The 22,527-nt window shown below is 62.8% G+C and carries 22 protein-coding genes; 12 read left to right on the top strand and 10 right to left on the bottom strand.

Annotated elements, in window-relative coordinates; all coding sequences use genetic code 11:
• Positions 1-70 precede the first annotated feature (70 nt).
• Together QN222_RS08055 and QN222_RS08050 are read left to right on the top strand one after the other, a co-directional pair.
• Positions 71-322 carry a DUF982 domain-containing protein gene (locus tag QN222_RS08055; protein WP_283962138.1) on the top strand — a complete coding sequence of 84 codons (252 nt, stop codon included), beginning with the start codon at positions 71-73 and terminating at the stop codon, positions 320-322.
• A gap of 227 nt (positions 323-549) precedes the next feature.
• A complete protein-coding gene (locus tag QN222_RS08050; protein ID WP_283962139.1) occupies positions 550-840 on the top strand; it encodes a DUF982 domain-containing protein in 291 nt (96 codons plus the stop codon).
• A 131-nt stretch (positions 841-971) separates the two neighbouring features.
• On the opposite strand, the gene QN222_RS08045 is transcribed toward QN222_RS08050, so the two are convergent.
• The 3 genes from QN222_RS08045 to QN222_RS08035 all read right to left on the bottom strand — a co-directional run bounded on the left by QN222_RS08045 (position 972) and on the right by QN222_RS08035 (position 3,866).
• The gene (locus QN222_RS08045) at positions 972-1,751 is read right to left on the bottom strand and encodes an SDR family oxidoreductase (RefSeq protein ID WP_283962140.1); all 780 of its coding nucleotides are present in this window, start codon (positions 1,749-1,751) and stop codon (positions 972-974) included.
• A gap of 140 nt (positions 1,752-1,891) precedes the next feature.
• The gene (gene dgoD, locus QN222_RS08040) at positions 1,892-3,040 is read right to left on the bottom strand and encodes a galactonate dehydratase (RefSeq protein ID WP_283962141.1); all 1,149 of its coding nucleotides are present in this window, start codon (positions 3,038-3,040) and stop codon (positions 1,892-1,894) included.
• A 46-nt stretch (positions 3,041-3,086) separates the two neighbouring features.
• The gene (locus tag QN222_RS08035; protein WP_283962205.1) at positions 3,087-3,866 is read right to left on the bottom strand and encodes a FadR/GntR family transcriptional regulator; all 780 of its coding nucleotides are present in this window, start codon (positions 3,864-3,866) and stop codon (positions 3,087-3,089) included.
• A gap of 191 nt (positions 3,867-4,057) precedes the next feature.
• Here QN222_RS08035 and QN222_RS08030 point away from each other — a divergent pair, with 191 nt between their 5' ends.
• The 4 genes from QN222_RS08030 (at position 4,058) to QN222_RS08015 (ending at position 8,499) form a co-directional block, all read left to right on the top strand.
• On the top strand, positions 4,058-5,041 hold the full coding sequence (locus QN222_RS08030; protein WP_283962142.1) for an arabinose ABC transporter substrate-binding protein: 984 nt from the start codon (positions 4,058-4,060) through the stop codon (positions 5,039-5,041).
• A gap of 75 nt (positions 5,042-5,116) precedes the next feature.
• Positions 5,117-6,643: an L-arabinose ABC transporter ATP-binding protein AraG gene (araG, locus tag QN222_RS08025; protein WP_283962143.1), complete on the top strand. Its 1,527-nt coding sequence runs from the start codon at positions 5,117-5,119 to the stop codon at positions 6,641-6,643.
• 2 nt (positions 6,644-6,645) lie between these two features.
• Positions 6,646-7,596, top strand: coding sequence for an L-arabinose ABC transporter permease AraH (araH, locus tag QN222_RS08020; protein ID WP_283962144.1), 951 nt, complete (start codon positions 6,646-6,648; stop codon positions 7,594-7,596).
• 6 nt (positions 7,597-7,602) lie between these two features.
• Positions 7,603-8,499, top strand: coding sequence for an aldose 1-epimerase (locus tag QN222_RS08015; protein ID WP_283962145.1), 897 nt, complete (start codon positions 7,603-7,605; stop codon positions 8,497-8,499).
• A 102-nt stretch (positions 8,500-8,601) separates the two neighbouring features.
• Here QN222_RS08015 and QN222_RS08010 read toward each other — a convergent pair whose 3' ends face one another.
• The 7 genes from QN222_RS08010 to QN222_RS07980 all read right to left on the bottom strand — a co-directional run bounded on the left by QN222_RS08010 (position 8,602) and on the right by QN222_RS07980 (position 15,883).
• Positions 8,602-8,748, bottom strand: a complete 147-nt coding sequence (locus QN222_RS08010) for a DUF1127 domain-containing protein (protein WP_128370480.1) — start codon at positions 8,746-8,748, stop codon at positions 8,602-8,604.
• A 219-nt stretch (positions 8,749-8,967) separates the two neighbouring features.
• Complete coding sequence (locus QN222_RS08005) at positions 8,968-10,275, bottom strand: Gfo/Idh/MocA family oxidoreductase (protein ID WP_283962146.1); 1,308 nt, start codon at positions 10,273-10,275, stop codon at positions 8,968-8,970.
• A gap of 166 nt (positions 10,276-10,441) precedes the next feature.
• Positions 10,442-11,266 carry a sugar phosphate isomerase/epimerase family protein gene (locus QN222_RS08000; protein WP_283962147.1) on the bottom strand — a complete coding sequence of 275 codons (825 nt, stop codon included), beginning with the start codon at positions 11,264-11,266 and terminating at the stop codon, positions 10,442-10,444.
• 75 nt (positions 11,267-11,341) lie between these two features.
• Entirely contained in the window at positions 11,342-12,760 is a 1,419-nt protein-coding gene (locus QN222_RS07995) for an enolase C-terminal domain-like protein (RefSeq protein WP_283962148.1), read from the bottom strand.
• A gap of 7 nt (positions 12,761-12,767) precedes the next feature.
• Positions 12,768-13,931 carry a dihydrodipicolinate synthase family protein gene (locus QN222_RS07990; RefSeq protein ID WP_283962149.1) on the bottom strand — a complete coding sequence of 388 codons (1,164 nt, stop codon included), beginning with the start codon at positions 13,929-13,931 and terminating at the stop codon, positions 12,768-12,770.
• 3 nt (positions 13,932-13,934) lie between these two features.
• Positions 13,935-15,083: a Gfo/Idh/MocA family oxidoreductase gene (locus tag QN222_RS07985; RefSeq protein ID WP_283962150.1), complete on the bottom strand. Its 1,149-nt coding sequence runs from the start codon at positions 15,081-15,083 to the stop codon at positions 13,935-13,937.
• Positions 15,084-15,205: 122 nt separating this feature from the next.
• On the bottom strand, positions 15,206-15,883 hold the full coding sequence (locus QN222_RS07980) for a TetR/AcrR family transcriptional regulator (protein WP_283962151.1): 678 nt from the start codon (positions 15,881-15,883) through the stop codon (positions 15,206-15,208).
• A gap of 211 nt (positions 15,884-16,094) precedes the next feature.
• Between QN222_RS07980 and QN222_RS07975 the strand changes: the two genes are divergently transcribed.
• Genes QN222_RS07975 through QN222_RS07950 form a run of 6 tightly spaced genes read left to right on the top strand, consistent with a single transcriptional unit; the run spans position 16,095 to position 22,445 of the window.
• Positions 16,095-17,381 carry an ABC transporter substrate-binding protein gene (locus QN222_RS07975; protein ID WP_283962152.1) on the top strand — a complete coding sequence of 429 codons (1,287 nt, stop codon included), beginning with the start codon at positions 16,095-16,097 and terminating at the stop codon, positions 17,379-17,381.
• Positions 17,382-17,385: 4 nt separating this feature from the next.
• Positions 17,386-18,342, top strand: coding sequence for a sugar ABC transporter permease (locus QN222_RS07970; protein WP_283962153.1), 957 nt, complete (start codon positions 17,386-17,388; stop codon positions 18,340-18,342).
• Entirely contained in the window at positions 18,335-19,222 is an 888-nt protein-coding gene (locus tag QN222_RS07965; RefSeq protein ID WP_283962154.1) for a carbohydrate ABC transporter permease, read from the top strand. Before QN222_RS07970 ends, QN222_RS07965 begins: the two co-directional genes overlap by 8 nt.
• A gap of 22 nt (positions 19,223-19,244) precedes the next feature.
• Entirely contained in the window at positions 19,245-20,261 is a 1,017-nt protein-coding gene (locus QN222_RS07960) for a Gfo/Idh/MocA family oxidoreductase (RefSeq protein WP_283962155.1), read from the top strand.
• Between the two features lies 1 nt (position 20,262).
• Positions 20,263-21,336 carry a Gfo/Idh/MocA family oxidoreductase gene (locus QN222_RS07955; protein WP_283962156.1) on the top strand — a complete coding sequence of 358 codons (1,074 nt, stop codon included), beginning with the start codon at positions 20,263-20,265 and terminating at the stop codon, positions 21,334-21,336.
• A gap of 29 nt (positions 21,337-21,365) precedes the next feature.
• The gene (locus QN222_RS07950; protein WP_283962157.1) at positions 21,366-22,445 is read left to right on the top strand and encodes a sn-glycerol-3-phosphate ABC transporter ATP-binding protein UgpC; all 1,080 of its coding nucleotides are present in this window, start codon (positions 21,366-21,368) and stop codon (positions 22,443-22,445) included.
• Positions 22,446-22,527 lie beyond the last annotated feature (82 nt).

Genomic DNA, 22,527 nt, shown 5'->3' with positions numbered 1-22,527 from the left:
TACGGATGGAACCAAAACCGGCTCCCACGGGTTTGAATTCCAACGAAAACGACCTGTGAGGCAGGACGCCATGCACAGTTTCTGGTGGGACAGGAGTGTCCAGTTGGAACTCGGTGACGCAGGCAAATACCGCGACGTGAAGAGCACGCGCGAGGCCGTCGAGTGCCTGATGCTGCGGTGGCCCCATCAGAACGGGCGTGCCCTTGCCGCCGCAAAACGCGTCTGCCTGCAGGCCCTCGAGGGCAAGGTCAAGACCGAGAAAGCCCGCAGGGCATTTATCAAGGCTGCCGAAGAGGCGCACCTCTCCATCCGGAGCCGGTAGGCATTCGCAACCCGGAAGCGTCGCACAAGAGCATCAGCCGGAAAGTCGGATTCGATCTTTCGGAAATCATGATGCCACAAGTCGAAAGTCATTGGGCATGACCCGGCACCGGCCGGTCCGAAGTCATTTGGCCCAAGCCATTCCAGCTCGCGGGATGCGCGGAAACCCGTTTCGCTCGTTCCTCACCCCGCGCCGATGCCCCCGCTCGGGGACAGGAAAGGAAAGCGATGTACGAGATTCCATGGGGGGCGCCGGTCAGTATCAGCATGCTGGACGGGAAATGTCGCACGGTCGTTGGACCGCTCGACGCAATGAAGTGTTTGGAGCGCGAATGGCCAGTTCGAGGTGGCGCCTATTACAGCTATGCGATGCGCGCCTGCGAGGCGGCGCTAAAGCACCGGAGGAGCCCGGGTGAAGCGCGCGCGGCCTTCATTTGCGCCTCGAGGGAAGCCTTCCTGACGATCCTTGGAGGTCAGGCGTCCGAGGAAGGGAACGATGGACAGCGGCCCCTGGAATGAATGCGTCCCCACGCGCACACCCAGGGAGACGACGGTGCACACGGCCTTCAATAACCGCCTGCAGCGGAACTGCTGTCGAAGCGCGGGGCCGACCACGCTGCCTTTGTCGCGGCGACGCCGGGAACCGCCAATCAGGCCGGATGATGGAGCACGCTAAGGCCGCCATCCACCGTCAGGCAGGTAGCATTCATGAACGCGCACTCATCGGAAATCATGAACAGGGCGGCGCGGGCGATTTCGTCCGGCGTCGCGATGCGTGCGCCCGGATGCAGCTTCATCGTTTCCGCTTCGGCCGCTGCCGGATCGGGAAAGCTGTTCCAGTAGTCGATCACCTTCTGGGTCCGCACATAGCCCGGCGCCAGGGCGTTCACGCGGATTCCCTTCGATGCATATTCGATGCCGAGTGACTTCGTCATGCCGATCAGCGCGTGCTTGGCAACGGGGTAGGGGAAGGTGTGCGGAATGATTGTGAAGGCATGCGTCGAGGCGATATTGAGGATGACCCCACCGCCCGCCTCGATCATGCCCGGGAGCGCGGCCTTGCAGCAGTTCCAGGCGCCCTTGAGGTTCACATCGAAGCAGCGCTGCCAGTCCTCCTCGCTCGTCGCCAGCGGCTCCGCGAAGACGTTGATGCCGGCGTTGTTGACCAGCGCGTTGGGGCGCCCGATGGTTTTCTCGGCCCTGGCGAAGGCCGCAGCGATTGCGTGGGCACCGGTAATGTCTGCGACGGCCGAAGACACCGGGCCGCCCTCGGCCCGGAGTCTTGCTGCTTCCTTTTCCAAGAGCGGCCCATCGCGATCGATCAGAAAGAGGCTGGCGCCCTCGCCGTGGAAGACTTCGGCCATCGCAAGGCCAATGCCCTGGGCCGCACCCGTTATGACGATGCGTTTGCCATCGAGCCGGTTGCCCATGGTCCTTCCTCCTCTTTCTATTGCATGTTTCCTTAAATCGGATCCGATTTAAGGAGAAAACATGCACTAATTCAAAGTGCTACAGCGTCCTTTGGGCGTCTGATAAGACGCGCGGCGCTGTAGATCCACCCGTTGTCGCGTCACCACTCGGCGACGCTGCCATCCTCGTGGCGCCAGATCGGGTTGCGCCAGCGATGGCCTTCGCGCGCACGCTCGATGACATAGGCCTCGTCGACCTCGACACCCAGGCCCGGGCCCTGCGGGATCGACACGAAACCATCCTCGTAGCGGAACACCTCCTTGTTGGAGATGTAATCGAGGATGTCGTTGCCGGCGTTGTAATGGATACCGAGGCTCTGCTCCTGAATGAAGGCGTTGTAGCTGACGGCATCGACCTGAAGGCAGGCAGCAAGCGCGATCGGCCCCAGCGGGCAATGCGGCGCCAGCGCCACGTCATAGGCTTCCGCCATCGCCGCGATCTTGCGGCACTCGGTGATGCCGCCGGCGTGCGAAAGATCGGGCTGGATGATGTCGACATAACCGTCGGCAAGGACCGACTTGAAGTCCCAACGGGAATAGAGGCGCTCGCCAAGGGCGATCGGCGTCGACGAATGATTGGCGATTTCCTTCAGCGCCTCCCGGTTTTCCGACAGCACCGGCTCCTCGATGAACATCAGCTTGAACTGTTCGAGCTCCTTGGCAAGGACCTTGGCCATCGGCCGGTGCACGCGGCCGTGGAAGTCGACGCCGATGCCGACATGCGGGCCGATCGCGTCGCGGATTGTGCCGATGGTCGAGACGGCCTTGTCGATCTTCTCGTTGCTGTCGACGATCTGCAGCTCTTCGCAGCCGTTGAGCTTTATCGCCTTGAAGCCGCGGGCGACGACCTCCTTGGCATTGCGGGCAACGTCGCTCGGCCGGTCGCCGCCGATCCAGGAATAGACCTTGATCCTGTCGCGGCACTGGCCGCCGAGCAGTTGATGGATTGGCTGGCCGAGCGCCTTGCCCTTGATGTCCCAGAGCGCCTGATCGATCCCGGCAAGCGCGCTCATGTGCAGGGCGCCGCCGCGATAGAAGCCGCCGCGATACATCACATTCCAGTGGTCCTCGATGAGGAACGGATCCTTGCCGATGAGATAGTCGGCGAGTTCGTGCACGGCCGCCTCGACGGTCAGAGCGCGGCCTTCAACCACCGGCTCTCCCCAGCCGACGATGCCCTCGTCGGTTTCGATCTTGAGAAACAGCCAGCGCGGCGGAACGATATAGGTGGTGAGCTTGGTAATTTTCATGACGTGATGTCCATTGGAGGAAACGCAAGCGGGCGGGCTGCCCGCTTCACGGGTTATTCAGGAGACCGGCCCCTGCGGGCCGGTGCCGTTTGACGGCCGCGGCAAGATCGCGTGCCGCAAGGTTCAGCATCCGCATCGAACAGTCGCGCGCAGCCGCCTTGTCGCGCATGCGCAGCGCCTCCACCAGCTCGCCATGGATGTCGATGGCCTCGTCCCGGCGTTCGGCGGCTTCGTTCGACGCGTGCAGCGAGAATTTGAGCGCCGCCTGGATGATGCCGACGAGCTGCAGGAACACCTGGTTGTGGCTGGCCTTCAGAAGGCAAGTGTGGAAGGCGACGTCGGCTTCGGTGAAGCCCGCGACGTCGCGCTCGCCGTCACGCATATCGCGCCAGGCGCGGTCAAGATCGGCGATTTCCTGCACCGTCGCGCGCTCAGCGGCGAATTCGGCCGCCGCCGGCTCGATCGCCCGGCGCGCTTCCAGAATGCAGTTCAGCAGATCGAATTCGAAGATGCGCTCGCCAATCCATTCCAGAACCTGCGAATCGAGAATGTTCCACTCTTCCTTGTTGCAGACGACCGTGCCGACGCGGGAGCGGCCGAGCACCATGCCCTTCGATTCGAGGATCTTAAGCGATTCCCGGATCACGGTACGGCTGACGCCATAGCGTTCGCAGAGATCGTTTTCGCGAGGCAGGAAGGTACCGACGGGAAAGATCTCGGCGCAGATGTCGGAGGCAATTGCGCGCGTAATGTTCTTCTGGACGCGCGGACGGCGCTGCGGCTGTTCCGCCACGATACCCTGGTGCTGCTGCCCTTCCGCTGCCATCGCCTCCCCCACGCTGATCAAGTCGATGCTCCATAGCGCAGATCGCCGGGGCTGGCGACTGCGCGCCGAAGCGCACGCGTTTATCGTTATACATCACTATCGCATTCATCATACAAAGGCAATTGACGAATATGATGATTCATCATACACAAATGGCAACTGCAGGAGGCAGTTCACCAGGGAGACACATCATGCGCTTCATCAAGGCAGCCATTCTGGCTGGTACCGTTGCGGTATTCGCCGCCACTTCCGCATTCGCGGCCGACGTCAAGATCGGCTTCATCGTCAAGCAGCCCGAGGAGCCGTGGTTCCAGGACGAATGGAAATTCGCGGACGCCGCCGCCAAGGAAAAAGGCTTCACGCTGGTCAAGATCGGCGCCGAAGACGGGGAGAAGGTCCAGTCGGCCATCGACAATCTCGGGGCCCAGGGCGCGCAGGGCTTCATCGTCTGCACGCCTGACGTCAAGCTCGGCCCGGGCATCGTCGCAAAGGCTGCCGCCAATGATCTCAAGCTGATGACCGTCGACGACCGCCTGGTCAACGCCGACGGCAGCCCGATCGAAGACGTCCCGCACATGGGAATCTCGGCCACCAAGATCGGCGAGGCCGTCGGCCAGGCGATCGTCGACGAAATCAAGAAACGCGGCTGGGACATGAAGGAAGTCGGCGCGATCCGTGTCTCCTACGACCAACTGCCGACTGCCGTCGACCGCGTCGAAGGCGCGCTTTCCATTCTCAAGGCCAACGGTTTCCCGGAAGCCAACATCTTCGACGCGCCGCAGGCCAAGACCGACACGGAGGCCGCCCTCAACGCCTCGACGATCGTGCTCAACAAGAACGCCGGCATCAAGAAATGGGTCGCCGTCGGCCTCAATGACGAAGCCGTGCTCGGGGCCGTGCGCGCGACCGAAAGCGTGGGCATTGCCGCCGACAGCGTGATCGGCGTCGGCATCGGCGGCGCGGAGTCGGCGATCAACGAGTTCAAGAAGCCTGCCGCAACCGGCTTCTTCGGCACCGTCATCATCTCGCCGAAACGCCACGGCTACGAAACCGCGCTCAACATGTACGATTGGATTGCCAACGAGAAGGAGCCGGAAAAGCTGATCCTGACCGCCGGCCAGTTGGCGCTGCGTGACAACTACGAAGCCGTCCGCAAGGAACTCGGCATCGAGTAATCGGTCCCGGACGAAATGCCATCGAGCCCGGCGGCAGCCATTGGTGCCGCCGGGCATTCCGCTTCGGAGCAGCGCATGCAAGATTTCCTCGAATTCCGATCGATTTCGAAAGGTTATCCCGGCGTCCAGGCGCTGTCGGATGTTTCCTTTACTGTCCGCAAGGGCGCGGTCCACGGGCTGATGGGTGAAAACGGCGCCGGCAAGTCGACGCTGATCCGCGTTCTGTCTGGAGACCAGTCCGCCGATGAGGGCCAGATCCGCATCGATGGCGAGGTTCAGCATTACCGCTCCGTGCGCGACGCCTTCCATGCCGGTGTCATCGTCATTCACCAGGAACTGCAGCTCGTGCCGGAACTGACGGTCGCCGAAAACCTTTGGCTCGGCCATTTCCCCGGCAAGGGCGGCGTCATCGACCGGCGGAAGCTCACGGGCGTCGTCTCAGAGAAGCTGGCCGAGATCGGCATCGATGTCGACCCGGGCGCCAAGGTCGCGTCGCTTTCGATCGGCGAGCGCCAGATGGTCGAGATCGCCAAGGCGGTGATGCTCGACGCGCGCGTCATCGCTCTCGACGAGCCGACCTCTTCGCTGTCCTCCCGCGAGAGCGAAATCCTCTTTGCCCTCATCGATCGCCTGCGCGCGAACGGCACTGTCATTCTCTACGTCTCGCATCGCCTCGACGAGATCTTCCGACTCTGCGACAGCCTTACGGTGCTGCGCGACGGCAAGCTCGCCGCACATCATCCGGAGATTTCCATGGTGACGCGCGACCAGATCATTTCGGAGATGGTCGGGCGCGAAATCGCAAACATCTGGGGCTGGCGGGGACGCAGCTTCGGCGCCGAGCGGCTGCGGGTCGAAAACATCGCGGGACCCAAACTGAAGGCTCCGTTGAGCTTCTCGGTCAGGCGCGGCGAGATCGTCGGCTTCTTCGGCCTGATCGGCGCCGGCCGCAGCGAGATGGCGCGGCTCGTCTATGGAGCCGATAGGCGCAGCGAGGGCAGCGTCTCGGTCGACGGTGCAGCCGTGCCCGCAGACAGCCCGCCGAAGTCGATCCGGGCCGGCATCGTTCTCTGCCCGGAGGACCGCAAGTTCGACGGCATCGTCCAGGGCCGGTCGATCGAGGAGAACATGACGATCTCCTCACGCCGCCACTTTTCCCCCTTCGGCATCATCAACCCGAAGAAGGAAAGCGAGCTCGCCGACAAGTTCATCGCCAAGCTTCGCGTGCGCACCCCGTCCCGCCGTCAGGACATCGTCAACCTCTCGGGCGGCAACCAGCAGAAGGTCATTCTCGGTCGCTGGCTGTCCGAGGAAGGCATCAAGGTTCTCATCGTCGACGAGCCGACACGCGGTATCGACGTCGGCGCGAAATCCGAGATCTACGAAATCCTCTACGGGCTTGCCGAACAGGGCATGGCGATCGTCGTCATCTCCAGCGAGCTGCCGGAGGTGATGGGCATCACGGATCGCATCATCGTGATGTGCGAGGGTCGGCTCGCGGCCGACTTGCCGCGTGCGGAATTCGATGAGCGGCGGATCCTCGCGGCAGCCCTTCCCGACATCAAGAACAGCAAAGAGCTTCCCCTCACACAGGTACGGTGACGATGACCCATTTGAAAAAAATCCTTCTCGGCGAACAGGGCCTCGTCGTCATCTTCGCGGTCGCCTTCGTCATTGTGTCGTTGACGGTTCCGAATTTCCTCAGCGAGCGCAACATGCTCGGCCTGCTGCAGTCCGTTGTCACCATCGGCATCATCGCCTGCACGATGATGTTCTGCCTCGCCTCGCGCGATTTCGACCTTTCCGTCGGCTCGACGGTGGCATTTTCCGGCATGGTGGCGGTCATGGCCTCGAACGTCTCGGGCTCGATCCTCGTCGGGCTGCTGGCCGCCGTCCTTTGCGGCGCCATCGTCGGCACCATCAACGGCGTCGTCATCGCCCGTTTCCGCATCAATGCACTGATCACCACGCTTGCCACCATGCAGATCGTCCGCGGTTTCGCGCTGATCGCCTCGGACGGCCGGGCGGTCGGCATCAATGATCCCGGTTTCTACCAGCTCGCGCTGTCGCGCTTCCTCGGCATCCCGACACCGATCTGGGTGATGGGCCTGTTCTTCATCGTCTTCGGCTTCGTGCTGAACCGGACCGTCTTCGGCAAGAATACGCTGGCGATCGGCGGCAATCCGGAGGCTTCGCGGCTTGCCGGCGTCGACGTCGCCCGCATGCGTATCTGGATCTTCGCCCTGCAGGGCATCGTCTGCGCCGTCGCGGGCGTGTTGCTTGCCTCGCGCATCACCTCCGGCCAGCCGAATGCCGCGACCGGACTGGAGCTTTCGGTCATTTCGGCCTGCGTGCTCGGCGGTGTGTCGCTGGCCGGCGGCCGCGCTGCGATGACCGGCGTCATCGTCGGCGTTCTGATCATGGGCATCGCCGAAAACGTCATGAACCTGCTCAACATCCAGGCTTTTTATCAATACGTGGTGCGCGGCCTGATCCTGCTGTTGGCGGTGCTCCTCGACAATCTGCGCTCGGTCGCGGGCAGACAGCGCGTCTGATCGGCAATGCCGAACGATGTCCTGCATCTCAAGGACGACGAGCTCTCGGTCGAACTGAGCCGTTTCGGCGGTTCGCTGCTCGCCGGCACCTGGCGCGGGATCCCGTTCCTGAAGCCGACGGCGACGGCCGGGATCGCGTCGCAGCGCTTCGGCGCCGAGGCGAGCTTCCCACTCGTGCCCTTCGGCAACAGGATCGAAGGCAACAGTTTCACCTTCGATGGCGAGCGTTTCTTCCTCGAGCCGAATACATCGGCCGATCCATTCTGCCTGCATGGGGACGGCTGGCTCGGCGAATGGCAGCTGATGTCCCACAGCAGGCAGGAAGCGACGCTTTCCTATGTGCAGGCTGCGCAGGCGGGGAGCCCTTATGCCTATCAGGCCGTACAGGAAGTCCGGCTGAATGGCAGCACGCTGGTTCTTTCCCTCGTGGTCAAGAACATGTCGGCGCGACCACTGCCCTTTGGGTTGGGACACCACCCCTTCTTTCCGCGCACGGCCGGGACCCGGCTCAGGGCGAAGGCAAAACGCATCTGGGGCGAGAGGACCGGACACTTGCCCGACGCTCCGGGCCCAATTGCCCGCGCGCTCGATTTCACCGAGGGCAATACGCTACCCGCTCACTGGATGAACAATGCCTATGACGGCTGGGACGGAGAGGCTGCGATCGAATGGCCCGAACGTAAACTTGCCTTAAGGCTTGAGACCCAAGGGGCATTCGGGTGCTTCATGATCTATTCGCCGGATGCGGATGCGGACTTCTTCTGCTTCGAGCCTATGACGCATCTGCCCAATGCGCACAACATGCCGAACGAAGGCGGTGGCCTCGTTGGGTTGCATCCCGGGCAAATTCTTGCAGGCAGCATCAGGTTTCGATTAGCCCCACTGACCGCAAGCGTTAACTAAGTCGGAAGCGACGGGCGCAAAAGAAAAAGCGCCCGCTGGGAGGTGCAGGCGCTTGGACAGATCTAATTCAGTTCCGACGTGGCGTGCCCGTCGATCGAGCCTTTAGCGGCCGACAGCGGCGCGGGCGACGCGATGGATATCGCCGCGGTTGATGCCGAGGTCGTTAAGTTCGCGGGTCGACATGCGGCCCAGTTCGGCGACCGTCTGACGATACTTGCGCCAGTTGTTGAAAGAGCGTGCTACGTTCATTTTGATCCCCCTTTCATGGGCTTTCGAAGCCTGGCTGCCAGTCCGTGGCGCCTCGTTTGCTTCGATGCGCAACATATAATGCGGAACCTCGGGGGATTGCAGCGCTCATACATCAGCGCACCCATGCGTCAAATGCATGGATGCGCACAATGATGGAGCCCTCCAGTGAGCAGAGTGCGGGACTTCAGGCTGGCACTGCGACTACGAGAGAGCGCGAACTCATCGCCGGCCCGCAGAGGCCGAGCTCTGCGCTGCGGGCCGGGAAACAGAGCCAACCTCGTCCTCGAAGAGCTCCGGCATCAGGTCGGCAAGCCGGACCAGCTTGCCCGTGCGCGAGCTCTGCAGCGCCGCGATGCCGCAGAGGACCGACATCGCCCCGGCACGGGCGCCTGCCCGCTGTCCCAGCGTGTCCTTCGCGCCCGGCTTGAAAAGCATGTTCCGCAAGCGGTCGTCGCCGCCATAGTGCCCGCCCGGCGAATGCGGCACCGCGATGCGCTCCACCCCCGGGCGGCCCTTCGGAAAATTGCGGATCAGCAGGATGACATCTTCCTCCGGCATCTCCCACGGCTGGTCCTCGTACTGGCGAAGCTCGATCCGGCCCTTCGTTCCGTTGAACGCGATGTGGTGGCCTTCGATCGGCTGGAAGGTGTTCAGCGAATAGGAGACGTGGACATTGTTCCGGTAACGAATGTTCGCGACCATTGTATCGGGAATATCGATGTCCTCTCGGAAGACGCAGCCGTCACGGAAGTAGCCGTCGATCTCCGAGGGGTCCTCATAGAGCGCGTCGAGGAACGGATCGGCTTCGAGATCCAGGTAGAAATCGCAGTCGTTCTTGTGAGGACAGAGCTTGCAGCGCGGCCCACGGAAGGGGCCCTTGCGCCCGTACATCTGCAGGTCGGCAAATGCCGTCACGGCATCCGGATCGCTGTCGAGATACCAGTTCAACAGATCGAAATGGTGGGTCGCCTTGTGCACGAAGAGGCTTCCCGAGCGTTCCGTATAGGCGTGCCAGCGACGGAAATAGTCGGCGCCGTGCCGGGTGTCGAGATACCAGTGAAAGTCGACCGACGTGACGCGGCCGATCTCACCGGAATTCAACAGTTCCTTGATGCGCGCGGCGGTCGGCGCGAAGCGGTAGTTGAACGACACGTCCACCCGCCGGCCGGTGCGCTTCTCGGCATCCAGAATGCGGCGGATCTTTTCGACCGTCGTCGACATCGGCTTTTCGGTGATGACATCGGCACCGGCCTCAAGCGCGCGGACGACGATCTCGTCATGCGTGCTGTCCGGGGTGCAGACAATCACGAGATCGGGCCGCGCTTCGGCAAGCATGGCGTCCACATTGCCGTAGATCGGCGCGTTGGTGGCGATCATCGTGCGGGCGCGTTCGGCTCTGAGCGCATTCGTGTCGGCTATGGCGACGAGATCGACCTTACCGCGCCAACCGGCGAGCAGATCCTTGCCCCACATCGTGGTGCCGCGGTTGCCGGTACCGACCAGCGCAAAACGACGTTTGTTTTCCATCTTCCTCACGCAATCCTGTCTGGAGTGAAGCCGCGCGGTCGGCGGCAATGGCTAGTACAACATGTAAATTCAACATACATGCTAGTGACTGAATTCTGGGAGCGTCAAGGTATTTCCCGCCGGTTTTTGCCATCAGCTTGTAAGATGCATGATCGAGCAACCCATCTCAGCAGCAGTTACGATAGCGCTCCACGCAGGTGGCGATCACCTCGTCGGCCGGCCGCTTCCACCAATTTTCGGCCGAGAAGATCTCGACCTCCTGCGCCCCGTGAAAACCGGCGGCCTCGATCCGGCGCCGGATCCCCTTCAAATCGATGACGCCGTCGCCCATCATGCCGCGATCGGTCAGCATGTCCCTGGTCGGGACCAGCCAGTCGCAGATGTGATGTGCGAGGATCGCCTTCATTTCGCCCGCCCGCGCGATCTGGTTGGCGAGATCCGGATCCCACCAGACGTGATAGACATCGATCGCAACCCCGACACCGGCGCCGAGCGCCTCACACATGTCGAGTGCCTGGCCGAGCGTGTTGACGCAGGCCCGGTCGGCGGCATACATCGGATGCAGGGGCTCGATCGCAAGCGGCACGCCGGCGGCGCCCGCATGCCGCAGCACCGTGGCGATGCCGTCCTCGACCATCCGGCGGGCGGCATCGATATTCTTCGAGCCTCCAGGCAGGCCGCCAACGACCAGTACCAGGCAGTCGGCGCCAAGCGCGGCCGCCTCGTCGATCGCGCGTCTATTGTCGTCGATGGCCTTCTCTCGCCCCGCTGTGTCTGCCGCCGGGAAGAAACCGCCACGGCAGAGACCGGTCAGCTTCAATCCGTTGGACTTGACGATGCGGACCGCCTCATCGAGCCCGACCGCCGCCACCTGATCGCGCCAGGGAGCGATCGCCGTGATGCCGTGTTTCAAGCAGAGATCCACGGCCTCCGCAAAGCCGCATTGCTCGCGGATCGTCGCCAGATTGATGGAAAGCCCCTCGACCTGCATGATGTTCTCCTCCCAGATTTCGTTTTGTGCATGTCGTTGTGCCAAAAACCGCTGCACACTTTTGGGCGACATGCACTAGCGCGCCGTCATTGACGCCCAGTCCGGCTCGACCAACGAACCGAGGCCGATCGCTCTTAACGCGCTTCCAAAATTGAGCTCACCCCCTTTGATTACGAGCCGCGCCCGTCCGGACGCTCCGTCATAAAGATCGGGATGAGCGGCCAGATAGGACGCCTGCTCGCCCGTCGGGGCCTGCGCCATGCCGTCGACGTAATGATGACCGTTGCGCTCGACATGGCCGGTGCCGACAAGCGCCGCCAGAACGAGGTCCTGCTGGAGCGCCAGACCCGATTGGGTCGTCAGGTCCTCGGCGGACATGAAATACTGCGACGAACCCGCCTCGCGGTTCCATTTCTCGACACGAGCGCGGTTGATCAGCGCCCGGTAGAAACCCTTGCAGGATTTCGACGAGATGCCGGCATAGCCGAGTTCGCGTGCCCGCGGGAATGCGCCGATATCGCCGTCGGACTCGTCGATTTCGAGCGGCATGCGCTCAGCAAGCGCGGCGACCGATTTCGACAGCGCCTCGGCGCGCGCGATCGGCTGCTCGAAGAAGAGAAGGGATCGGCGCAGTCTGGAAAGGCGCGGTTCCTTCTGCAGGCGATCGAGGAGGTCGGCCGCCGCATCGGCGCTTTCGAACTGTTCGTTGCCGTCGAGCGTCGCCCGATAGCCGTCGATGGTGCGATCGAGCACCGCGGCGATAGCCATCAGGCGCTCCAGGTCCTCGACGGGGCGTCCGGAAACCTTGATCTTGAAATAGCGGTGGCCGTAGGCGGCAATCACCCCTTCCAGCGTCTGCGGCAGACCGTCCTCGAGCCGCTGCTCCGACGCGAGTTCGGCGGCGGTCAACGCATCGGCGAGCCCGATGGTATGGCGCACCGCAAGCCGCGGCGAAGGCTCCAGGCGTGAGAAAAAGCCTGCGAGATCGAAGCCGGCAAGGTCCGGCGCGGTGGCGTTGGTGATGCCAAACAGATCATGCCGGACGGCGTCGGCCGCACTTGCGCCTTTCATCCGGCACACGGCATCGATGACGGCGCGATCGATAAGCGCCAGGCCGTAAGACGCCACCAGCGGCGGGAGACCTTGGCTCGCAGCCGCCCGGTGGTGATCGGCCTCGGCTGCCGCATGCAGCCCGAAGGGCGTCTTTGCGCCAGCCGCCTGCAACACTTCGATCGCCAGATGTAGCGACGCGCGAAGCTGCGCGACATTGTCGTCCGGCGAAAGAGCCGGGTTCTTGTCGAACCATTTCGGCATCATCATTTCGGCCGACCAGCCGGCGGCCTCATGGCCGCTTTCGTCCGCAATGCTCACCCGGACGAAAGCCTGCGGCGCGCTTTCGACGCGCGCCGCCCCGAATCGGAATGGGAAGCGGAAGCCAACCTGCCGCTCGAAAATGTCCGCCTCGATGAGCCTGACGACGGGAGCCTCGGTCATGGCGGCCTCAGTTGATGCCGTGGACGGCGAGAACGCGCCGCATGCGCGAGACGGCTAGTTCCGGATCGGCAAGAGCGCCGGCCCTGTCCGCCAGACGGAAGAGCTCGGCGAGATGGGCAAGCGAACGCGCGCTCTGTTGCCCGCCGATCATCACGAAATGATCCTGCAGGCCGTTCAGATAGGCAAGGAAGACGACTCCGGTCTTGTAGAAGCGTGTCGGCGCCTTGAAAATGTGGCGCGATAGCGGCACGGTCGGCTCCAGGAGCTCGAAGAATTCGCCGTTGCGCCCTTCGCCGAGCGCCTCAAGTGCCGCTGACGCCACCGGCGCGATCGCATCGAAAATGCCGAGCAGCGCGTCCGAATACCCTTTTTCGTCGCCGGCGATGAGCTCGGCATAGTTGAAGTCGTCGCCGGTATACATGCGCACGCCCTTCGGCAGCCGGCGGCGCATCGCGATTTCTTTTTCCTTCGAGAGCAGCGAAATCTTGATGCCATCGACCTTTTCGGCATGCGCTTCGATGACTGCGTGGCAGGTATTCATCGCCGCCATGTGATCGGCATTGCCCCAATAGCCTTCGAGCGCCGGATCGAACATCTCGCCGAGCCAATGGATGATCACCGGCTCCTTTATCTGCGAAAGAATGCGGTCGTAGACGCGGATATAGTCCCCCGGCCCTTTCGCCGCCGCCGCGAGCGCCCGGCTCGCCATAAGGATGATGCGGCCGTTTTCGGCTTCGATCGTCTCGATCTGGCTCTCATAGGCCTTGAGAATATCGTCGATCGTGACGTCTGGGCCCGGCGCCAGATGATCGGTGCCGGCGCCGCAGGCAATCAGCGCGCCGGAGCGCCCGCGCGCCTCGGCCAGCGCACGGTGGATGAGTTCGCGTGCTTCCGGCCAGCCGAGGCCCATGCCACGCTGAGCCGTATCCATCGCTTCGGCGACGCCGAGGCCGAGATCCCAGAGGCGGTGGCGAAATGCGAGCGTGCGCTCCCAATCAATCGCCGGTGTCAGCCATGGATCATTGTCCGCAAACGGATCAGCGACGACATGCGCCGCCGCAAAGGCGACCCTGGAAAAGGCGGCCGCCTCGCGTTGCTTAAGGGGGACCGGCCGGCCCGTCAGTTCGTAACGGGCGAGCTGGTCTTCAAGAGGGAGATCGATGCTGGTCATGGCTCAAAACTCCAGTTCCGGCACATCGAGCCAGCGGCGCTCGGCCCAGGATTTCAGTCCCAGCTCGGCAAGCTGCACGCCCTTGGCGCCGGCCTCGAGCCCATAGGGCCAGGGACCGCCCTCGGCCACATGGCGCAGGAACATCTCCCATTGCGCCTTGAAGCCATTGTCGAAGACCTGCGTGTCCGGCACCTCGTCCCAGGTCTTGTAGAAATCGATGGTCTGCGGCTGGTCCGGGTTCCAGACCGGCTTCGGCGTGTTGACGCGGTGCTGGGTCCAGCATTTCGTCAGGCCGGCGACGGCCGAGCCGTGCGTTCCGTCGACCTGGAAGGTCACAAGATCGTCGCGGCGCACGCGCACGGTCCAGGAGGAATTGATCTGCGCGATGATGCCGCCTTCGAGCTCGAAGGTTGCATAGGCCGCATCGTCCGTGTCGCAGTCATAGGTCCGGCCCTGTTCGTCGACGCGGCTTGGAATATGGGTCGCGCCGAGGCAGGAGACGGCGCGGACCTCGCCGAAAAGGTTGTCCATCACGTAGCGCCAGTGGCAGAGCATGTCGAGAATGATGCCACCGCCGTCACCCTTGCGATAATTCCAGGAGGGGCGCTGGGCGGGCACGCCCCAGTCGCCTTCAAAGACCCAGTAACCGAACTCGCCACGCACCGAGAGGATCTTTCCGAAGAAGCCGGAGTCCCTGAGCAGAGCCAGTTTGCGGAGCCCGGGCAGGAACAGCTTGTCCTGGACGACGCCGTGCTTGAGCCCGGAGGCGCGCGCCTTTCGCGCCAGCTTCACCGCCGTTCGCAAGTCGTCGGAGACCGGTTTTTCGCAGTAGACGTGCTTGCCGGCGTCCAGCGCCCTGCCGATGAGTTCGGCGCGCATCAGCGTCGTGCCGGCGTCGAAAAAGATCTGGTCGTTCCGATCGGCAAGCGCCGCGTCGAGGTCGGTAGACCAGCGAGCAATGTTGTGACGCTTCGCCAGTTGCTCCATCTTGTCTCGGTTGCGGCCGACGATGATCGGGTCGATCTCCAGCCGCTCGCCCGACTTGAGCACGATCCCGCCCTGATCGCGAATGGCCAGTATCGAGCGCACCAGGTGCTGGTTGTAGCCCATCCGCCCGGTGACGCCGTGCAATATGATACCCAAACGTGGCATGCGGTCTCCTCCCTGCGAGGCCTCGTGGGAAAGGACCAGCCCTCCCAAGCCAGTAACTAAACAGTTACTTTGTTGCAGACAAAAAGCACACCTGTCAACAAAAAAAACGACATGTCGACGATTCAGCGCCTGATCGAAGCCAGAGTCACATGAACGATGTGACGCTCCCAGCCCTCGAGATTGGGTCGTTCAGCGAGATCGCGGCCGAAGATCGTCGAGAGCGTGTACTGGTTCGAGAGATAGAAATAACCGAGTGCAGCCATCGTCAGATAGAGGTGCAACGGGTCGACATCCTCCCGGAAGAGGCCTTTTGCGCGACCCCGGTCGAGCAACTCGGACAGCTTGCCCATGAGTTGCGAATGCAGCTCCTTGAGACGGGTCGATTGCCGCAGCCACCGGGCACGATGCAGGTTTTCGGTACCGAGGAGACTGAGGAACTCCGGGTGCTCCAGGAAGTATCTCCACGTGAACATCGCCAGCTCGGCGATGCCCTGCTCCGGTTCCAAGTCACTGAGATTTATCGATTTTTCCGCCGTTCTTATGCCGATATAGGCCTCCTCCAGGACGGCGAGGTAGAGCTGCTCCTTGTCACCGAAGTAATGATAGAGCATGCGCTTGTTGATGCCGGCGCGTTCGGCGATGGCGTCGACCCGCGCCCCGCCCATGCCGTTTTCCGCGAACTCCTGTGTGGCGGCTGCGAGGATGGATGCGCGCGTCCGCTCGGGATCGCGCTGCGCGGAACGTTCAGCGCGCCCGCCGTTGCCATTCCTTCCTCTCGCGCCCGCTTGCGGCTTCTCCATACATCACCTCCGGCACCTCTTGCCTTCGGCGGCATTCGATGCGACATCGTAAAGAAAGTTTACAAGATAATGACAGCACTTCACACAACTGCTTGACACGATCTTTGCTTGCCCCTAGTTTGTAACCAATTAGTTATTTATTGCAAGAGGACTCAACAAGACGACGATGACACGGAGCGTTGTGGAGGCGCTCCCGAGGGAGGAGGAAGCAATGACGCAGAAGATCAGCAGACGCAGTGTGCTTGCAGGAGGAGCAGCACTTCTTTCATATGCAGCGTTCGCGCCGCACGCTTTTTCGCAGGAGACGCGGCTGCGCCTGCTCTGGTGGGGATCGCAGACCCGCGCCGACCGCACCAACAAGGTCAGCGAGCTTTTCAAGACGGCCAATCCCGGGGTTGCCATCAACGGCGAATTCCTCGGCTGGAGCGACTACTGGCCGCGCCTTGCGACCCAGGTCGCAGGGGGCAACGCCCCCGACGTCATCCAGATGGATTACCGCTATATCGTCGAATATGCCCGGCGCGGCGCGCTCGCGCCGCTCGACAGCTATCTCGGCTCGGTGCTGAAGGTCGAGGATTTCGACCAGGTGCAGATCAAGGGCGGCAGCGTCGACGGCAAGCTCTACGGCATCAGCCTCGGCGCCAACTCGACGGCGATGATGGTCAACACGGTCGCCTTCGAGGAAGCCGGCGTCGACTTGCCGACGCCGTCCACGACCTGGGACGAGCTCGCCCGCATGGGTCTCGAGATCACCAAGGCCGGCAAGCGCAAGGGCTATTACGGCCTCTCGGACGGCAGCGGCGTGGAGCCGCTCCTTGAGAACTGGCTCCGCCAGCGCGGCAAGGCCCTCTTCACCGCAGACGGCAAGATCGCCTATGACGCGAACGACGGGGCCGAATGGTTTGCCATGTGGCAGAAGATGCGCGAGGACAAGGCTTGCGTGCCGGCGGACATACAGGCGCTCGATCAGTTCAATATCGAGACAAGCCCGTTGTCGCTTGGAAAGGCGGCGACGTCCTATGCCCATTCCAACCAGCTCGTCGGCTATCAGGCGATCAACAAAGACAAGATCGTGCTGAGCAGCCATGCGCTGATCAGCAAGGATGCCAAGGGCGGACATTACCGCAAGCCATCGATGTTCTTCTCGGTATCGGCCAAGACCAGCGATCCGGAACTCGGCGCAAAATATGTCAACTTCTTCGTCAAGGATCCGGAAGCGGCCAAGATCCTCGGCGTCGAACGCGGCGTGCCGGAATCGGCCTCCGTGCGCGAGGCGCTCGCGCCGTCGCTCGATGACCTCGGGCGAGCAGCACTCGAATATGTCTCCGGGCTCGGAGCGCTCGCCGGCGATCTGCCGCCGCCGCCGCCATCGGGCGCCGGCGAGGCGGAGCTGGCTCTGCGCAGGGTGGCCGAGCAGGTGGCCTTCGGCCAGCTCGACGCCAAGCAGGGCGGCGAGACGCTGGTAGACGAGGTCACACAGATCCTGTCGCGAGGCTAAGGAGATGGCGGCCGTGCAGGATTCCGCTGTCGTCGTCGGTGGGGGCGTCCAGGCGCGCCCCGCCGCACAGGGCCGATGGGCCTCCATCTGGGCGAAGCACGGAGCCGGCTACATGTTCCTGTTGCCGTGGCTCATCGGCTTTTTCGGCCTGACGCTCGGGCCTGCGATCGCCTCGCTCTATCTCTCCTTTACGAGCTTCGACCTGATCCGCGCGCCGGAATGGGTCGGGACCGCCAATTACGTCCGCATCGCGACAGCCGATCCGAAATTCGCCGCCGCGATGCAGGTGACCTTCCTCTATGTGGTGCTTTCGGTACCCTTCAAGCTCAGCTTCGCACTGCTTGTTGCCATCCTCCTCGATCGCGGCGTCCGGGGCCTCACCGTCTATCGCGCGATCTTCTATCTGCCTTCGCTGCTCGGCGGCAGCGTCGCGATCGCCGTGCTCTGGCGACAGCTCTTTGCCGGCGACGGCCTCATCAACAGCCTGCTTGCCCAGTTCGGCATCGAGGGTCCGAGCTGGATCTCGCATCCGAACTACGCGATCTGGACGCTCGTCGTCTTGAGCGTGTGGCAGTTCGGCTCGCCGATGATCATCTTCCTTGCCGGTCTTCGCCAGATCCCCACCGATATGTATGAGGCCGCAAGCCTCGACGGCGCGTCGAAGTTCCGGCAGTTCTACAAGATCACACTGCCGCTCCTGACCCCGGTCATCTTCTTCAATGCGGTGGTACAAACGATCGACGCCTTCAAGGCGTTTACCCCGGCCTTCATCATTTCCGGCGGCACCGGCGGACCGATCAACTCGACGCTCTTCTACACGCTCTATCTCTATCAGGAAGCCTTTGGCAACTTCCGCATGGGCTATGCCTCGGCCCTGGCCTGGATCCTGGTGCTGATCATCGCGCTCTTCACCGCCTTTTCCTTCCTGACCTCTCGCTACTGGGTGCATTACGATGACTGACGCGATCATGAGCTCCGTAACCGCCCCACCATCGGCACCACTCGGCCGCCGCGGCCCCTTGGGATCGGTTCTCGTCCACGCCGGCCTGATCGCCGCGTCAATCGCGATGCTCTACCCACTGCTGTGGATGATTTCCGCGTCGGTCAGGCCAGAGGATGAGATCTTCGCCTCGACCTCGCTCTGGCCGTCATCGATCGATGTCGCTTCCTATTTGCGCGGTTGGTTCGGCCTCGACGTCAGCTTCGGTCGCTTCTTCTGGAATTCACTCGTCGTGGCAGTGCTGACCGTGATCGGCAACGTCGTCGCCTGTTCGCTCGCGGCCTACGCCTTCGCGCGTCTTCGCTTCGCCGGACGCAATTTCTGGTTCGCGATCATGCTGGGGACGCTGATGATCCCCTATCACGTGACGCTCATTCCCCAATATGTGCTCTTCCTCAATCTCGGCTGGGTGAACACGTTCCTGCCGCTCGTGGTGCCGAAATTCCTGGCGAGCGACGCCTTCTTCATCTTCCTGATGGTCCAGTTCTTCCGCGGCATTCCGCGCGAGCTCGACGAGGCGGCGATGATGGATGGCTGCGGTCCCTGGCGCATCTACTGGAAGATCATGGTGCCGCTGTCCCTGCCGGTGCTCGCAACGGCCGCGATCTTCTCCTTCATCTGGACCTGGGACGACTTCTTCGGACCGCTGATCTACCTGAACGACATGAACACCTACACGATCCAGCTGGGCCTCAGGACCTTCGTCGACTCGAGCAGCACCTCCGACTGGGGTGGTCTCTTCGCCATGTCGACGCTGTCCCTCGTGCCCGTGTTCTTCTTCTTCCTGTTCTTCCAGCGCCTTCTGATCGAGGGCATCGCCACCACTGGCATGAAGCGCTAATCGAAGGAGCTGGAGTTTACCCATGGACGAATTGCGTTTTGCCGCGGTCGGGCTCAACCACAACCACATCTACGGCCAGGTCAATTGCCTTCTCAGAGCCGGCGCCCGCCTCGTCGGCTTCCACGAAACGGACGATGCGTTGGCTGCAGAGTTCTCGGCCACGTACAAGGATGTGCCGCGTATCGCGAAACTCGACCAGATCCTCGAAGACGAGCGCATCGGCCTTATCACCTCCGCCGCCATTTCGGCCGAGCGGGCAGAGCTTGCGATCCGCGCCATGCGCCACGGCAAGGACGTGCTAGTCGACAAGCCGGGGATGACGAGCCTCGACCAACTCGCAAAGGTGCGCCGGGTCCAGGCCGAAACGGGACGCATCTTCTCGATCCTCTATTCCGAGCATTTCGAGAGCCCGGCAACGGTAAGGGCCGGGGAGCTGGTTGCCGCCGGCGCCATCGGCGAAGTCGTGCACATGGTCGGCCTCGGACCGCATCGGCTGCGCAAGGAAAGCCGGCCCGGCTGGTTCTTCCGCCGGGCGGATTATGGCGGCATCCTCACCGACATCGCCTCGCACCAGTGCGAGCAGTTCCTCTTCTTCGCCGGCGCCACCGATGCCACCATTCTCTCGGCAAGCGTCGACAACCGGAGCGTTGCGGACAGTCCGGAATTGCAGGATACGGGCAGCATTCATCTTTCGACGGGAAGGGCGACCGGCATGATCCACGTCAACTGGCTCACCCCGGACGGCATGCCGACCTGGGGCGACGGTCGGCTTTTCATTGTCGGTACGACTGGCACGATCGAGGTGCGCAAGACGGTCGATCTCGCCGGGCGGGAAGGAGGCAACCACCTGTTTCTTGCCGATCGCAACGGCGTCGAACACATCGATTGCTCGGGTGTCGACCTTCCGTTCGGCCGTCAGCTCCTTGCCGACATCCGCGACAGAACCGAAACCGCCATGCCGCGGGAACGCTGCTTCAACGCCATGGAGCTTGCCCTTTCAGCGCAAGCGATCGCCGAACATAACCAGGAAAAGAACTGATATGAGCGTAAAGACAGTTGCCATCATCGGCTGCGGGATCGGGCGGTCGCATATCGTCGAAGGCTATCTGCCGCATCCGGACAAGTTCCAGGTCACCGCGCTCTGCGACCTCAACGTGGAACGGCTGAACGAAGTCGGCAACGAGTTCGGCATCGAAAAGCGGACCACCTCGTTCAAGGAATTGCTCGCCGACGACAGCATCGACATCATCGATATCTGCACGCCACCCGGCATTCACCTCGAGCAGGTGCTCGATGCGCTCGCCTCGGGCAAGCACGTGATCTGCGAGAAGCCGCTCACCGGTTCGCTCAAGGGTGTCGACCGGATCATGGAGGCGGAGAAGCAGGCTCGCGGCGTGCTGATGCCGATCTTCCAATATCGCTATGGCGACGGCATCGAGAAGGCGAAGCGCATCATCGACTCCGGTATCGCGGGCAAACCCTATGTGGGCTCGGTCGAAACCTTCTGGCTGCGCACGCCGGAATATTACTCCGTTCCCTGGCGCGGCAAATGGGAGACGGAGCTTGGCGGCGTGCTGGTGACCCATGCGCTGCACCTGCACGACATGATGCTGCATCTCCTTGGACCGGCCGCAAAAGTGTTCGGACGCGTCGCGACGCGCGTCAACGATATCGAGGTCGAGGATTGCGCCTCGGCAAGCCTGCTCATGCAGAACGGCGCCTTCGTCTCGCTCTCCTGCACGCTCGGCTCGCAGGAACAGATCAGCCGCCTTCGCCTGCACTTCGAGCATGTCACCTTCGAGAGCAGCCATGAACCGTATGCGCCGGGAAAGGACCCCTGGAAGATCATTGCCGCCAACGAGGCGGTCCAGGCTAAGATCGACGACGTGATCGGCGACTGGCGTCCGGTCTCCCCGCGCTTCACCACGCAGATGGCGCATTTCCACGCCTTTCTCACCGGCACGGGACCGCTTCCTGTCACCACGAAGGATGCGCGGCAGGCGCTGGAACTGGTGACGGCGATCTACCAGTCCGCCGATACCGGCCGTGAGATAACGCTTCCGATCGGACCGGAGAGTCCGAAATATGCCAATTGGCGTGCGAACACGAGGTAACGGCAAAGGCCGCAGGGAGGATTTTGCAAATGGCAACCAGCGTCGTTCTTCAAAAGGTCGAGAAGCGCTATGGCGCGTTCGACGTGATCCACGGCATCGACCTGACCATCGACCCCGGCGAGTTCGCCGTCTTCGTCGGCCCGTCCGGTTGCGGCAAGTCGACCCTGCTGCGCATGATCGCCGGCCTGGAGGAGATTTCCGGCGGCACGCTGATGCTCGACAACGACCGGATGAACGAGGTGGCGCCGGCCAAGCGCGGCATCGCCATGGTGTTCCAGTCCTATGCGCTCTACCCGCACATGTCGGTCTACAAGAATCTCGCCTTCGGCCTCGAGACGGCGGGCTACAGAAAGGCGGAGATTGAGCCGAAGGTGCGTCGCGCCGCCGAGATCCTGCAGATCGAGAAGCTGCTCGACCGCAAGCCGAAGGCGCTTTCCGGCGGCCAGCGCCAGCGCGTGGCGATCGGCCGGGCGATCGTGCGCGAGCCGCGCATCTTCCTCTTCGACGAGCCGCTTTCCAACCTCGATGCGGAACTCCGCGTACAGATGCGCGTCGAAATCTCGCGACTTCACCGGGATCTCGGCAACACGATGATCTATGTGACCCACGACCAGGTGGAGGCCATGACCATGGCCGACAAGATCGTTGTCCTGAACTCCGGGCGGATCGAGCAGGTGGGGGCGCCGCTCGATCTCTATAATCATCCCGTCAACCGCTTCGTCGCCGGATTCATCGGCAGCCCGAAAATGAACTTCCTCAAGGCGCGTATCGCTGCAGTCGGGGAAGCGGAAACCGCGATCCAGGTTTGCGGCGGCACGATCCGCCTGCCGCGCGCCTTGAGCGGTGCGGCGCCGGGGCAGGACGTGACCTTCGGCATCCGGCCGGAACATCTTTCCGCACAGGACGATGGCATCGCGCTCGCCCCGATTAATGTCGAGCTCGTTGAAAACCTCGGCGGCGAAACCATGCTCTATGGCATTACCCCTGACGGCCAGCACATCACCGTCGCGCTCGAGGGCCAGCAGAAGGTGGAGCGCGGCACCAACCTCGCCGTCCATTTCGATCCTTCGCGCTGCCACGTCTTCGGCGCCGACGGCAAGACGATGTAAGCACGGCGCCGGCTCCGCGCCATGGAACGAAACTGCGGAAAGGCCAAGGGGGCCGTCCGCTGTTTACCGCTTGCTCATGGGC

The organism is Sinorhizobium sp. 6-70, from assembly GCF_030124375.1.
Classification (GTDB): domain Bacteria; phylum Pseudomonadota; class Alphaproteobacteria; order Rhizobiales; family Rhizobiaceae; genus Sinorhizobium.
This window is presented reverse-complemented; position numbering and strand designations above follow the sequence as displayed.